The following is a 13104-nucleotide window of genomic DNA, read 5'->3' as shown; positions in this document are numbered from 1 at the left end:
GCCCACATTTGCCAAGGAGCCTGTATGACTCATGATGTGGTTTTGGTTCTGGATTGCGGTGCGACCAATGTCCGAGCCATTGCGGTTGATTCACGCGGTAATCGGCTGGCGCAGGCAGCGGTCGCCAATGCCAGCGCACCGGGAGCGGAAAATCCCGATTGGCATGTGTGGTCTTTAGATGCCATTTTGCAGCGTTTTACGGATTGTTGTCGGCAAATCATGCCCCAGCTACAAGGGGCGCGAATTCATGCGCTGACGGTGACCACGTTTGGCGTTGATGGTGCATTGGTGGATACCAAAGGGCAGATGTTGTATCCGGTGATCAGCTGGAAATGTCCACGCACGGTGGCCGAGATGGAGCAGGTGGCGCGCTATATTGATGCGACGCAGCTGCAAACCCTGTCAGGGATTGGGCAGTTCAGTTTCAATACGCTGTACAAACTGCTGTGGTTTAAGCATCACCGCCCTGATGTCCTCGAACAAGCGCATGCGTGGCTGTTTATCTCTTCCCTCATTAATCAGCGTTTGACCGGTGAATTTACCACCGATCGCACTATGGCGGGCACCAGCCAGTTATTGGATGTACGCAGCGAACGTTTCAGTGACGAAATTTTGCAGCGTACTGGCCTGCGCAGTGATTTATTCCCGCGTATGGTTTCCGCCGGAGAGGTGGTTGGGGCATTGCTCCCGCAGATGGCTGAGCAATTGGGCATACCGGCGGGGATCCCAGTGATTTCAGCGGGCCACGATACTCAGTTTGCGCTGTTTGGCTCCGGCGCTGGCTTAGATCAACCGGTCTTATCCTCCGGTACCTGGGAAATTTTGATGGTGCGCACGCCGAATGTGAACACGGCGCTGTTACCGGCACATGCTGGTTCAACGTGCGAGCTAGATAGCTGTGCGGGGCTGTTTAATCCGGGCCTGCAGTGGTTGGCCTCTGGCGTTTTGGAGTGGGTGCGGGAGTTATATTGGCCGCAAATCGCACGGTCAGATGCTTATCCACAAATGATGGCTGAGGCGGCGGCGGTAGCGCCTGGTTGTGACGGGTTGGTGATGGACAGCGGCCTGTTGTCGGCCAAACGGCAAGCGGGTTGGCGCGGCGCGTCACTGAATACCCGTCGCGGGCATTTTTATCGGTCGGCGCTGGAAAGTTTGAGTGGGCAATTGAGCCATAACTTGAACGTGTTGCAAACCATTGGAGGGTTTACTGCCGAGAGTTTGCTGTTGGTAGGCGGCGGCAGCCGTAACAGCCTGTGGAATCAAATCAAGGCCGATATGCTCGGGTTGCCGGTGCGCGTGTTAGATAATGCCGAAACCACGGTGTCGGGGGCGGCGATGTTTGCTTGGAGTGGCGCGGGACATTTTAGCTCACCAGAGCGGGCGCGTGCAGAAGTGGCGCTGACCTATCATGAGTACTTGCCAAGTGCGCAGCAGGCGCAGTACCACGCGTGGCGTGAACAGCTGGCGAGTCAAACCGAATGTGAGAGTGAATTATGCTGAAAAATATTTCGCCGTTAATTTCACCAGATTTACTGAAAGTGCTGGCGCAAATGGGGCACGGTGATGAGATTATTTTTGCCGATGCACACTTCCCGGCCCACAGCATGGGCCCACAAGTGTTACGTGCCGATGGCGTGAGTGTCAGTGATTTGCTGGCGGCCGTGATCCCACTGTTTGAGCTGGATAGCTATGCCCCGCCGTTGGTGATGATGGCCGCTGTCGAAGGGGATAGCCTCGATCCGCAGGTGGAGTTGCGTTATTTGCAGGCGCTGGCCGGCGCCGATGCGCGGCAACCGCTACCGCCGGTGCAGCGCATTGATCGTTTTGCCTTCTATGAGCGAGCACAACGGGCCTTTGCGATCGTAGTCACAGGAGAGTGTGCCAAATACGGCAATATCCTGTTAAAGAAAGGCGTGACCCAGTAATCTTGCCCTGCTGCCGCCTGCGAGGTGTGGGCGGCCTTGTGCAGGAGGCAGGATGAAAAGCGAACGCCATCAGGCTATTGTGCAGTTATTGGCACAGCATGAAACACTGTCTACCGAGGCGCTGGCGCAGATGCTGGCAGTCAGCAAGGAAACCATTCGTCGCGACTTGAATGTGTTGCAGAAACAAGGGCGCATTGTGCGCCGTCATGGCCGCGCGGCCGCCATCGGATTGGGTAATCAAGACAGTGGTGATCCGTTTAGCTCCCGTCTAAAAAGTCATTTCTCCAGTAAAGCCGATATCGCCCGCCAAGCATTGTCATGGATTGAGCCGGGGATGGTGATTGCGTTAGATGCCAGCTCGACTTGCTACTATTTAGCGCGGCAGTTACCGGATATTGATATCACGGTATTTACCAATAGCGTGCGTATTTGCCAAGAGTTAGCGCGTTGTCAGCATATCCGCCTTATCAGCTCTGGTGGTGTGCTGGAACGCAAATATGCCTGCTATGTTAATCCGGCCATTCTCTCCCAATTACGTCATCTGGAGATCGATCTGTTCATTTTTTCCTGTGAAGGGATTGATGCGCAAGGTGAGCTGTGGGAGTCCAATGCCTACAACGCCGATTTTAAATCTTTGTTGCTTAAGCGCGCGTCACAATCATTGTTGCTGAGTGATAAAAGCAAATTTAATCGTGCGGGTGAAATTCGGATTGGTTCGCTGGCAGACGTCACGCAAGTCATAAGTGACACTTAGTGTGTAATTTTATGTTTACGCTTTGCTGCCATTAGTCAAGCACTATTGTGTGTGGTATCGATTGTTCTGCGTGCTCAAGTTCAAAAAAATGAGAAATATATTTCGTCTAAAAAATAAACAATGAGTTCTATTTATAGCGCTTTATTGTGATACATTATGTGTTATCAAAACATCGTATGAAATAAAATGACGGAATATTGTCAGCATTACGTTCCACATCAAATGTATGCTTATTCACCTCGTTTTACATCGAATTTTCGTTATGGTATACCTTCCCTTGCATCTGCGGGATGTTATTTAAAATGCCCTTATATAAAACGAAGATAATTATAAATGTTAAACAACATTCTCTTTAAATATAAATATAGAGAAATGGAGTTCGGAGTCATCGCGCAACCAATAATTGAAAATAGGACTAAGAAAGTCAGTTCTTTTGAATTACTTTCACGAAGTATCGCCATTGATTGCGTGGACAGCTTCTTCGGAACCCTTTCGGCCTCTGATGTGACAAAAGTTAGCTGCATTCAAATGAACCAGGTTGCTGATCTTTTATCGGTCAGTAATAAAGGTGATAACCTGCGTGTACATGTGAATATTCATTACAAAACGCTATTTAATGCCGATTTTATAAAGTTGGCCAAAAAAATAAAATGGGTTAATTTTGCCTTTGAGATTAATGGTTTTGAATGTGATGCGGAACAGCTAATTAAATTAAAAAACGCCTTTAAAATAATTCAATCTTTTGGTCATGAAATATGGTTGGATGATCACGGCGTCAATAATGCGACAGTCAGCTTGTTACTCGACTTACCTTGGGATGGGGTAAAGATCGATAAAGAGATTGTCTGGCGTAGTTCGCAAGAGCAACTCTGTGCCTTAGTGCATTGCTGCAAATGTTATGCAGGCAAAGTGACGCTAGAAGGGGTGGAGGATGAGTATCTGCAAGACTTGTCGGTGTATGCAGGATCAGATTTTAGCCAAGGCTTTAATTGGCGCTTGTTAAATAAGGGCTTTTTTATGCAAGAAAGCCCTCTGCTGCTCGAAGCGTGACGCCATGACTGCGCTACAAGCTCGACTCCGAGTGGATGTGTTGCTTGTGGCTACCATGCGGATTGTTACGACGAGTTGTGATTACTAGTGATAAATTCGCCGATCAATGTTGTACGGCTTACGCGTAAGCCGTGCTTGCAACGGTAATGGATGGCTGCAAGTCGGCACTTTTAAGTTTAAATGTGCAGCCTTGCGCGATCAGTTCGGCGCGATTTTTCAAAATGATCGGCGCATGTGCCGGTTGCTGATGATGCTCATCATCAAAGCTGACTTGCATCCGCTCCAGTGCGTAATGCATCAGCGGCATGCGCTGGGTTAACAACAAATGTCCGTCGTCCATCGCGTAATCGGCGGCAATAATGGCTTGTTGTCCGGCGCTCAGATGTGGATTGGGGATAATCTCGGCCGTAACCAAGGTGTTCCATTCGACATCGTGCTCGCGGCCATGCTCGGAGGCATCCAGCAAATCCGGTTCACCGCGAAAGCGGCTCATCACAAAATCCAAATACTCGCCTTTTTTCTCGCAATACGCGCGCACATGCCAGCGGATCCCATCATAGACCAGAGTGTGCGGCACGATATTGCGTCCGCTTTCCTCTTCTGAGCTGAGTGACACATAGTTCACATCCACCCGTAACTGACCGCGTGCTGCTTGCACCAACCCGCGCACAATCACCGGATCGACATGGCGAGTGGGGACATCCAGCATCTCGATATGGCCGTAGCGCAAATCCAGCAGCGGGAGTGTCAGTAGCGCTTGTTGCTGCGATTGAACGGCGTGCTGTTTTTCGCGGTGCAGCAGCGTCAGGTATTCATCAACCTTTCCTTGGCTAAACTGCGGTTTAAATTCGGCGGTTGGGCGATAACCTTTTAGGGAGTGGTCATACTCTAACCCTTGCGGAGCAAAATCATTTTTATAGCGGTTGATGTCCCGTGAGGCCTGCTGGCGACCAATATTAAAGGCGGTACACAGGTGGTTGGTAGTCAGGCGACCTTCCCACTGCAGGACAATCTCTAGCAGACGAAAGCGTAGCGTCTGATCCCAAGTTAGCTCCGTGCTCATGCGGTGTGCTCCAAAATGCGACATGTTGATGTAGCCAGTATCGGCATGACTACACAGGCTACATATACTGACAGGGTGAACAGGGCACGTCAAAAATATGTGACGATGGGTTTTGTTAGAGGGCGTCAAATTGACCATACTGAATCGAGCGTCCTTAACACACCTTCGTATCTTCATCTGCTTAAGGAGTGAGCCTATGTATAGCCGACATGCACAACAACGGATGCAGCAGCGCGGCATTTCGAGTCAAGCCGTGGAGTGGTTGCTGGATTTTGGTCATGCTGATTATCATCGTGGACGGGAGATTTTCTTCTGGAGCCGCAAGAGCTTGGCGCGCCTCGCGCAACAGACCAGCATCAGTCACCAGCAGTGTCAGCGTTTACGCCGCCACTATCTGGTGCTGGATGATGGGGAGATAGTGACGGTCGGTCATCGCACGACCCATTTTAAGCGCGACCGCCACTAGTTACCCGCCCATGGCCTGCGGAGCTCGGCGTGCGCATTTTGCCGATGCCTTACGTGGATGGCTCTGGCGTGGATAACTTTGGCGTAGATGATTCAGGCAGATAGCGTGATGCTAAGCGGACCTTGCGCCGGACAATCAATCGTAATCTGCTGCCAATCGCGGATGATCGCGCGGACATCTGGATGTTGTTTTTGCTGTCCGCCGACTTGAATCACCTGACAACCGGCTTGCAAAGCGCTGGTGATCCCTGCATGGGCGTCTTCAAAGACTAAGCAGCGTGCCGGTGCTAGGCCGAGGCGCGCTGCGGCCAGTAAATAGGGCTGCGGATCGGGTTTGCCATGAGCCACATCTTCTGCGCCAATCAGCAAGGCGGGTAAAGGTAAGTCGGCGCTTTGCAATCGCTGACGCGCCAACGGATGGCTGGCGGACGTTACTAGCGCCCAGCGCGAGGGTGGGAGGCGTTGCAGCCATTCACGACAACCGGCGATGGCGTGCACGTCGGTGGTTAGGCTGAGCTCCAGCGCATCAAGGCGCGCTGCTTCGGCGGCAATGTCCAAATGAGGGGCAATCGCTAGGATCACCTCTTGCGCGCGCTGGCCATGGCATATCGCCAGTACCGGCTCTGGCGCTAAAACGTGCCATTGACACCATTGTCGCCAGACCTTTTCTACCTCTGTGGTGGATTGTACCAGCGTGCCATCCATATCCAGCAGTAATGCCTCGGCCTGCAGTTGTAAGTACTTCATGCGATCACCTGTACGGGCGCAGGATGACCATTTTTGCTGCGAGCGAGACGGGTGGTCAGGACTTGCAGCTGCGCGTGCTGGTCATAACAGTCTAACGCCTGCCGGCTGTCTGTGGCGCGAATGGTGACCGGCCCGACAATAAAGCCTTGGCGTAATAAACTGACCAGCAGCTCACCGGTTTCTGGTGCCTCGAGGGGTTGGGCGATCACCAGAGGCTCTTTGATTAAAAACAAAAATGTTTGGCTACTCTGTGCAGGGCGCAGCAGTCGGGATTCGGTGGATGTCGGCATAGGAGAACCTCGTTAGATAACGAAATAATTCACTGAACGCAAAGTGATGCATCGTGATGAATACAGTGTTGTCCCGCGCGGATGAGACTATTAGAACAAGTCAGTTAGATGATTTATAATTAATAAATCGCCAATTTCGATAACTAAATGGAATGAAATTCGATCTTCGACAGCTACAGGCTTTTGTCACTGTGGCGCAAACAGCCAACTATCGCGCCGCCGCCGAGCGCTTATTTATCACCCAACCTGCGCTTACCAAGCAGATCCAGGTGTTAGAGCAGACTCTTGGTTGCACCTTATTTCATCGTGGCCGACATGGTGCGGAGTTGACGGCGGTGGGTCGTCAGCTGTTGGTGCAGGCTCAGGCGTTGATTGAGCAGGCGAGTGAGTTCGAGCGTCATGCGTTGGCGTTGGCCAAAGGGCTGGCCGGTCAGTTACGCATTGGTTTTGGCTTGTCGAGTTTTGTGTTGGCGCCGTCATTGGTGGCGCGTTTTAAGCAGCAGGCACCGGATGTTATGGTGCATTTGCAGGATATGCCATCGGCGGTGCAGCAGGAAATGCTGCTCTCTGGTCAGTTGCAACTGGGCTTTATGCGCCGGCCATGGGGCACCACCTTGAGCGAGCATCGTTTGCTTAGTGATCGTCTGGTGCTGGCCGTGCCGACCAGTGTAGTGGGGACGGATCCGGCTGCGTTTGATGTGCCGGCGGCGCTGGCCAGTCAGCCATTGCTGCAGATGGTAGGGCGTCGTTGTCCGGGCTTGAGTCAGCAAATTGCTAATTTCTTGGGCGCTAACCGCTTAACTGGAGTGATTCAAGAAGCCGAGGATATCCAAACGCTGGTGGCTTTGGTGGCGGCGGGGATTGGTAGCGCGATTTTACCGCATAGCGTCAGTTTTATAGCAGGATCGGCAGTCACCTTGTTTCCGTTGACTGGGCCGCATTCTCGCTGGGAAATCAGTTTGGTGTGGAATCCGGCGTTGGCCGATCCGCTGCGTGACCGGTTTGTCGCGCTTGCCACTTCGCACTATCCGCAGCCGGTGCATGCCGTGTGTGAGTCAGCGCCGCAATAACAGCGGGGTAATAAACGCGGTGGTTGATGTGGTTGGTTCGGTGGATAAGTGAGCTATAAAGCCATTATTGTATTATTTTAAACATTGGCGCTTATTACTTCATCAGCATGATTTACGCCAAAACTCCTTATCGTCATTTATATGGCGTTAATCTTCGCATTCTCCGTCAGTAAATAGTCATTTCATATTGAGAGTGAATATTCCATTGCTATTTTGCTTGCCATTTATTTGACTGTTTTCTTGGCTATTCATCTTACTATTTCCGTAAATTGAACTGTCATTAACAAGTGCTATTTTTAAGTGTCGAGATATTTATTTAGCAAATAGTGTGAATCTACGAGCATAAGAAATCTGTTTGTTGTATTGGCGCTATTTTTTATGACATTATCATGCCCGCTTATTGAAGCGGCTCCTCTTGAGTCTCTTGAGTGCTGTTTTAAATCGGATTATTCATGTGATAAATAAATTATCTCGGTAAGGGATAGGTAATTAGTCATATAAATTATCTGTGGCCGTGCAAACAACAGTAAATAATCATATGTATGATGTCAGTGAGGCTAGATATTCCATCGGCTATAGGGTGTTGGTTTTGTGTATATCGACAGTTTATTTAGGTTGATGTGCGGTTATAGGGCGCGGCCATGAATTGCATGATTAAATACACGATGAAACCACAGCAATAACTAATGCTCTAGCGTACTGACTCTCTGACTTATAGGGTTAATCACCGCTCAAGGCGGTAATGTGATTATTCGTTTAGGCAGCCTTATATCATACCTATTTAAATGGCATGCCGCGGCTGTCTACTCGTTTACGTTTAAGCTGAATTTGGGCTAATGCCACACGTTAGGTTGAGAATGAAACAATACGGTTATATCGCTTCGGCAGTCTGTCTGCTTATTTTATCTGGCTGCAGCACCTCGACGAAAAACAGTGTGGCGGCAAGCATTGCTGAGAGTCAGGTACAAAAAATTAATCAAAGCCTGCCGGCAAAAGCGGCCGGTTATACGTTGGTCTTTGCACAGCAGCAGGGCGCGGAAATTGGTTTGACCTTGGTGGCGGATAATCAAAGTGCTGCGCGTATGAGCCCGAGCGCTGTGCTGGCTGGTTATCAGCAAGGTTTATGTAGCGATCCGACGGTACGAACCTATTTGGCGAAAGGGGTGAGCTACCGGCTGCAGGTGAATAATCTGCAAGGGAGCAGCCTGCAAGCGGCACACCTCACGGCAGCACAATGCGCGAGTCAGTCTTATGCCCGCGCGGTTAACCGCGCCGGTGAATGATTTTCTGAACATGACGAGTGGAACGAGCAGGGCGCGCCATGACAGCTTATCGACGGTTTAAGTTGCCCATTGCTCCGAGGCGTGGGGCATGGCGTGTACAGGGGCGCCGTATATCGGTGCGCGTGTGCTGTGGCTTTTTGCTGCTACCGGCCAGTTTGTTGACGGTAGGGGCGATCAGCTACTCGCTGTGGCAAGCGCTGACGTTCGATCCGGTTGCGATCAGCGTAAGTTCGCCAAGGCACGATGCGGCTCTGTCTGCGAATACAGCATCTGCAACAGGCAGCGCTGATGCCGAGTCGCTAAATTGGCAGCGGGTAGCCCAGCAACATTGGTTTGGGCGTCCCGCACCGGTAACGGCTGTGACGCCACCTCCGCCTGCCGTCTTAAAAGAAACGCCGTTAAAACTGGTGCTGCGCGGTATCTCCGCGGGGCGTTTTCCTTCGGCGGTGATTGATGCTGCGGGTAATACCCAGACGTACGAAAAAGGCGATGAGCTGCGCCGACATAACGCCACGGTGGTGGATATTCAGCCGGATTTTGTGGTGCTGTCGATTAATGGTCGCTTGGAGCGTTTGAGCTTTCCGGCCGAAGCCGAGCAAGCCGGTTTGCTGACCGTGACGCGCACGGCTGCGCCCACCCAAATCGAACCGTCGTCAGTGGCGAAGGTGCGGCAAACCTTGGCCGCGGATCCGCAAAAGTTATTCAGTTTTCTTCGTTTTAATCCCGTGAACAAGGATGGGCACAGGTATGGATGGGGGGTCGAGCCTGGGGCTGACCGCACCCTGTTTGATGCTGCCGGACTGCAGCTGGGGGACATCGTGGTGGCGCTCAATGGTCAGTCATTGACTGAGCACACCAAAGCGATGGAGCTCTTGATGACGCTACCGGCGATGACCGAATTGGTGATGACGGTTGAGCGGCAAGAGGCGCACCACGAGTTGCGCATTCCCCTGCGTTAATGAACCGGCACTCAGTAAGACAGTGCTGAACCACTACTTCAGTGATCCTGTACCAAACGGTATTCCATCCGGGAGAGATTTCCATCGTGTTGTGGCCTAACAGTTTTGTATCCCCTCGCGCAGCGCGTGTTAGCGCCACGCGCACTTTTTGGCGTCGTCCGGCGGCCTTGATGTTGTGTCTGGCTTTAGTCGGCACAACGCTGAGCCCGCAGGTGGTATTGGCCGAAGAGTTCAGCGCTAATTTCAAAGACACCGATCTCAAAACCTTTATCGAGACCAGTGGCCGCAACCTGAATAAAACCATCATCATGGGCGCGGATGTCAAAGGCAAAGTCAGTATCCGCACCGTGACGCCGCTTAATGAGCGGCAGTATTACCAGCTGTTTTTGAATGTGCTGGAGTCGCAAGGCTACGCGGTGGTGACGCTGGATAATGGCGTGCTGAAAGTGGTGAAGTCGAATGTGGCGAAAACCGAGCCGCTGCCGGTATTGGGTGAACAGAGCGATGATTATCAGGGCGATGAACTGATCACGCGAGTGGTGCCGGTGCGCAATGTGTCGGTACGCGAGCTGGCACCGATTTTGCGCCAGATGATTGATAACGCGGGTTCCGGCAACGTGGTCAATTACGATCCGTCGAACGTGATTATGCTGACTGGCCGCGCGGCGGTGGTGGAGCGTTTGACCGAGGTGATCCAACGGGTGGATCGCGCCGGAAATAAGTCCGAAGAGGTGATCCCGCTGGAGCATGCTTCATCCTCCGAAATCGCGCGCGTACTGGAAAATCTGACCAAAAATAGCAAAGACAGCCAACCGGCGAGTATGAAATCGCAAGTGGTGGCCGATGAGCGCACCAATAGTTTGGTGATCAGCGGCGATCCGGCAATCCGCGACAAAATGAAGCGTCTGATCCGCCAACTCGACTCTGAAATGGAGCGCAGTGGCAACAGTCAGGTGTTCTACCTTAAGTACAGTAAAGCCGAAGATCTGGTGGAAGTGCTCAATCAGGTCAGCGGCTCGTTGAAAGCGGCGCAAGGGGAAGGCCAAGCGGGCGTGCGTAGCCGTCAGGATGTGGTGTCGATTGCGGCCAGCAAAACCAGCAATGCGCTGATTGTCACCGCGCCACAAGACATTATGCGCTCGCTGGAAAGCGTGATCACCCAGCTGGATGTGCGCCGCGCGCAGGTGCATGTGGAAGCGCTGATCGTGGAAGTGGCCGAAGGCAATAACATCAACTTTGGCGTGCAATGGGCATCCAAAGATGCGGGATTGATGCAGTTCTCCAATGGCACCCAGATCCCTATCGGATCTTTGGTCGGCGCGTTGTCGAAAGCCCAGCCGCAAAAAGGCTCCACTATTATCAGTGAAAATGGTGCAACCACCATTAACCCCGATAAAGAGGGGGATCTGTCAGCGTTAACCCAGCTGCTGGCCGGTTACAGCGGCACGGCGGTGGGCGTTGTGAAAGGCGATTGGATGGCGCTGGTACAGGCAGTGAAGGCTGATTCGTCATCCAACGTGCTTTCCACGCCAAGTATTACCACCTTGGATAACCAAGAAGCGTTCTTCATGGTCGGGCAGGATGTGCCGGTGTTAACCGGCTCTACCACCGGCTCGGACAATAAAAATCCGTACAACACCGTCGAGCGTAAGAAAGTCGGCATCATGCTTAAAGTTACGCCGCAGATTAACGAAGGTAATGCGGTGCAGTTGGTGATTGAGCAGGAAGTCTCCAAAGTGGAAGGCCAGACCAATCTGGATGTGGTGTTCGGCGAGCGTAAGCTGAAAACCACCGTGTTGGCCGATGATGGCGAGCTGATTGTGCTGGGCGGCCTGATTGATGATCAGGCTGGCGAAAGTGTCGCGAAAGTACCTTTGCTGGGCGATATTCCGCTGCTGGGGCATCTGTTTAAATCCACCGCCAATAAAAAAGAAAAACGCAATCTGATGGTGTTTATCCGACCAACCATCTTACGTAACGGGCTGGCGGCGGACGGCATTTCCCAGCGCAAATACAACTATATCCGCGCCGAACAAATCTACCGTGATGAGCAAGGTTTGAGCCTGATGCCACAAACCGCGCAGCCGATTTTGCCGGCCTATGGCCAGCAACCGGTGGCGGTGGAAGTACAAGCCTTCTTACAGCTTGGGAAAGATCCGCATGGCTAATCGGTTAACGGCTGAGCTGGCTACTGAACAGGGCGTTGAACTGGAATTGGAACTGGACTTGGAGCAACGCACAGCTCTGGGTGCGAACTCTCCGACCGAGCGCGCGCCGCGCTTACCCTATAGCTACGCTCGTCGCTGGCAATTATTGGCGGTACCTAATGCAGAAAATACGCATGGCTTAACGCTGTATCACGTGCATCCCTTGTCGCGCACAGTGCTGCTGGAGCTTCGCCGTGGCTTGGATACGCCTTTTGCTTTGCAGCACGTGGATGAGGCGCAGTTGGAGCTGTTGCTGGAGCAAACTTACCAGCGCGACTCGTCTGAGCGCCGTCAGTTGATGGAAGACATTGGCGCGGATGATGATTTTTTCAGTCTGGCCGAAGAGATGCCGGAAACGGAAGATCTGCTGGAAAGCGCCGACGATGCACCGATGATCAAACTCATCAACGCCATGCTGACCGAAGCTATCAAAGAGGGCGCGTCGGATATTCATATCGAGACATTCGAGAAAAGCCTGATCATCCGTTTTCGGGTTGATGGCGCGCTGCATGAGGTGCTGCGTCCGGGGCGGCGCTTGGCTTCGCTGCTGGTTTCGCGCATCAAGGTGATGGCCAAGCTGGATATCGCTGAAAAGCGGGTGCCGCAAGATGGCCGCATTGCATTGCTGCTCGGTGGCCGCGCGGTGGATGTGCGAGTCTCTACGCTGCCTTCCACCTGGGGTGAGCGCATCGTCTTGCGTTTGCTCGATAAAAATCAGTCTCGCCTGACACTGGCGCACCTTGGCATGCAGCCGGCGATGGCGGATGAACTGCGCACGTTGCTGCATCGTCCGCATGGCATTTTTCTGGTTACCGGCCCTACCGGCTCGGGGAAAAGTACCACCTTGTATGCGGGCTTGCAGGAGCTGAACGATCAGGCGCGCAATATTCTTACCGTTGAAGATCCGGTGGAATACGTCATTGAAGGTATTGGTCAGACCCAAGTGAACAGTCGGGTCGGCATGACCTTCGCTCGCGGCCTGCGCGCGATTTTGCGCCAAGACCCCGATGTGGTGATGGTGGGCGAGATCCGCGATACCGAAACGGCGGAGATTGCCATCCAAGCCTCTCTGACTGGTCACTTAGTGCTGTCGACTCTGCACACCAATACCGCCGTGGGTGCGATCACTCGTTTGCAAGATATGGGCATCGAGCCGTTTTTGCTCTCCTCCAGTTTGCTCGGCGTAATGGCGCAGCGTCTGGTGCGCACCTTGTGTCCGGCTTGCCGGCGCGCCGCGCCGGCCAATAGCGAAGAGCGCCGTTTACTCGGCATCCGTCCAGATGATTCTACT

General features: G+C 52.6%; 13 protein-coding genes. 10 read left to right on the top strand and 3 right to left on the bottom strand.

Features of this window, described 5'->3' with window-relative positions:
• The first annotated feature begins 24 nt into the window (after nucleotides 1–24).
• The 4 genes from fucK (at nucleotide 25) to L975_RS17195 (ending at nucleotide 3729) form a co-directional block, all read left to right on the top strand.
• Entirely contained in the window at nucleotides 25–1500 is a 1476-nt protein-coding gene (gene fucK, locus L975_RS04740; RefSeq protein ID WP_047707454.1) for an L-fuculokinase, read from the top strand.
• Complete coding sequence (fucU, locus tag L975_RS04735) at nucleotides 1494–1925, top strand: L-fucose mutarotase (protein WP_010862285.1); 432 nt, start codon at nucleotides 1494–1496, stop codon at nucleotides 1923–1925. The genes fucK and fucU overlap by 7 nt, the downstream gene beginning before the upstream one ends.
• Before the next feature lie 52 nt (nucleotides 1926–1977).
• Nucleotides 1978–2679: an L-fucose operon activator gene (gene fucR / locus L975_RS04730; RefSeq protein ID WP_047707453.1), complete on the top strand. Its 702-nt coding sequence runs from the start codon at nucleotides 1978–1980 to the stop codon at nucleotides 2677–2679.
• A 333-nt stretch (nucleotides 2680–3012) separates the two neighbouring features.
• Nucleotides 3013–3729 (top strand): EAL domain-containing protein, encoded by a 717-nt coding sequence (locus L975_RS17195; protein ID WP_072033016.1) that lies wholly within the window; start codon nucleotides 3013–3015, stop codon nucleotides 3727–3729.
• 118 nt (nucleotides 3730–3847) lie between these two features.
• Here the strand turns inward: L975_RS17195 and L975_RS04720 are convergent, their stop codons facing one another.
• A complete protein-coding gene (locus L975_RS04720; protein ID WP_047707452.1) occupies nucleotides 3848–4792 on the bottom strand; it encodes a WYL domain-containing protein in 945 nt (314 codons plus the stop codon).
• 196 nt (nucleotides 4793–4988) lie between these two features.
• Between L975_RS04720 and L975_RS04715 the strand changes: the two genes are divergently transcribed.
• On the top strand, nucleotides 4989–5258 hold the full coding sequence (locus L975_RS04715) for a DUF4258 domain-containing protein (RefSeq protein ID WP_010862280.1): 270 nt from the start codon (nucleotides 4989–4991) through the stop codon (nucleotides 5256–5258).
• 92 nt (nucleotides 5259–5350) lie between these two features.
• Here the strand turns inward: L975_RS04715 and L975_RS04710 are convergent, their stop codons facing one another.
• Both L975_RS04710 and L975_RS04705 read right to left on the bottom strand, forming a co-directional pair.
• A complete protein-coding gene (locus L975_RS04710; RefSeq protein ID WP_047707451.1) occupies nucleotides 5351–6004 on the bottom strand; it encodes an HAD-IA family hydrolase in 654 nt (217 codons plus the stop codon).
• Nucleotides 6001–6294: a hypothetical protein gene (locus L975_RS04705; protein WP_052181276.1), complete on the bottom strand. Its 294-nt coding sequence runs from the start codon at nucleotides 6292–6294 to the stop codon at nucleotides 6001–6003. The genes L975_RS04710 and L975_RS04705 overlap by 4 nt, the downstream gene beginning before the upstream one ends.
• A gap of 152 nt (nucleotides 6295–6446) precedes the next feature.
• Between L975_RS04705 and L975_RS04700 the strand changes: the two genes are divergently transcribed.
• From L975_RS04700 to L975_RS04680, 5 genes are all read left to right on the top strand, one after another.
• Nucleotides 6447–7364 carry a LysR family transcriptional regulator gene (locus L975_RS04700; protein ID WP_047707449.1) on the top strand — a complete coding sequence of 306 codons (918 nt, stop codon included), beginning with the start codon at nucleotides 6447–6449 and terminating at the stop codon, nucleotides 7362–7364.
• An 857-nt stretch (nucleotides 7365–8221) separates the two neighbouring features.
• Nucleotides 8222–8647 (top strand): type II secretion system pilot lipoprotein GspS-beta, encoded by a 426-nt coding sequence (gene gspS2, locus L975_RS04695; RefSeq protein ID WP_047707448.1) that lies wholly within the window; start codon nucleotides 8222–8224, stop codon nucleotides 8645–8647.
• A gap of 38 nt (nucleotides 8648–8685) precedes the next feature.
• A complete protein-coding gene (gene gspC, locus L975_RS04690) occupies nucleotides 8686–9606 on the top strand; it encodes a type II secretion system protein GspC (RefSeq protein ID WP_081995601.1) in 921 nt (306 codons plus the stop codon).
• A gap of 170 nt (nucleotides 9607–9776) precedes the next feature.
• Nucleotides 9777–11774: a type II secretion system secretin GspD gene (gene gspD, locus L975_RS04685; protein ID WP_081995603.1), complete on the top strand. Its 1998-nt coding sequence runs from the start codon at nucleotides 9777–9779 to the stop codon at nucleotides 11772–11774.
• Nucleotides 11767–13104, top strand: a 1338-nt coding sequence (locus L975_RS04680; RefSeq protein ID WP_156121097.1) for a GspE/PulE family protein, incomplete at its 3' end; no start/stop codon positions are given. The genes gspD and L975_RS04680, both read left to right, overlap by 8 nt.

It is taken from the genome of Plesiomonas sp. ZOR0011, assembly GCF_000800945.1.
Taxonomy (GTDB): Bacteria; Pseudomonadota; Gammaproteobacteria; order Enterobacterales; family CAMTGL01; genus Plesiomonas; species Plesiomonas shigelloides.
The sequence above is the reverse complement of the archived record's forward strand: the minus strand, read 5'-3'. Positions and strand labels throughout refer to the sequence as shown.

What these genes read in the sequence shown, in the direction of transcription:
- gspS2 (WP_047707448.1), top strand. Translation starts at nt 8,222, where the DNA reads ATGAAACAATACGGTTATATCGCTTCGGCAGTCTGTCTGCTTATTTTA.
- L975_RS04720 (WP_047707452.1), bottom strand. Translation starts at nt 4,792, where the DNA reads ATGAGCACGGAGCTAACTTGGGATCAGACGCTACGCTTTCGTCTGCTA.
- fucU (WP_010862285.1), top strand. Translation starts at nt 1,494, where the DNA reads ATGCTGAAAAATATTTCGCCGTTAATTTCACCAGATTTACTGAAAGTG.
- gspC (WP_081995601.1), top strand. Translation starts at nt 8,686, where the DNA reads ATGACAGCTTATCGACGGTTTAAGTTGCCCATTGCTCCGAGGCGTGGG.
- L975_RS17195 (WP_072033016.1), top strand. Translation starts at nt 3,013, where the DNA reads ATGTTAAACAACATTCTCTTTAAATATAAATATAGAGAAATGGAGTTC.
- L975_RS04715 (WP_010862280.1), top strand. Translation starts at nt 4,989, where the DNA reads ATGTATAGCCGACATGCACAACAACGGATGCAGCAGCGCGGCATTTCG.
- L975_RS04700 (WP_047707449.1), top strand. Translation starts at nt 6,447, where the DNA reads ATGAAATTCGATCTTCGACAGCTACAGGCTTTTGTCACTGTGGCGCAA.
- gspD (WP_081995603.1), top strand. Translation starts at nt 9,777, where the DNA reads ATGTTGTGTCTGGCTTTAGTCGGCACAACGCTGAGCCCGCAGGTGGTA.
- fucK (WP_047707454.1), top strand. Translation starts at nt 25, where the DNA reads ATGACTCATGATGTGGTTTTGGTTCTGGATTGCGGTGCGACCAATGTC.
- L975_RS04710 (WP_047707451.1), bottom strand. Translation starts at nt 6,004, where the DNA reads ATGAAGTACTTACAACTGCAGGCCGAGGCATTACTGCTGGATATGGAT.
- fucR (WP_047707453.1), top strand. Translation starts at nt 1,978, where the DNA reads ATGAAAAGCGAACGCCATCAGGCTATTGTGCAGTTATTGGCACAGCAT.
- L975_RS04705 (WP_052181276.1), bottom strand. Translation starts at nt 6,294, where the DNA reads ATGCCGACATCCACCGAATCCCGACTGCTGCGCCCTGCACAGAGTAGC.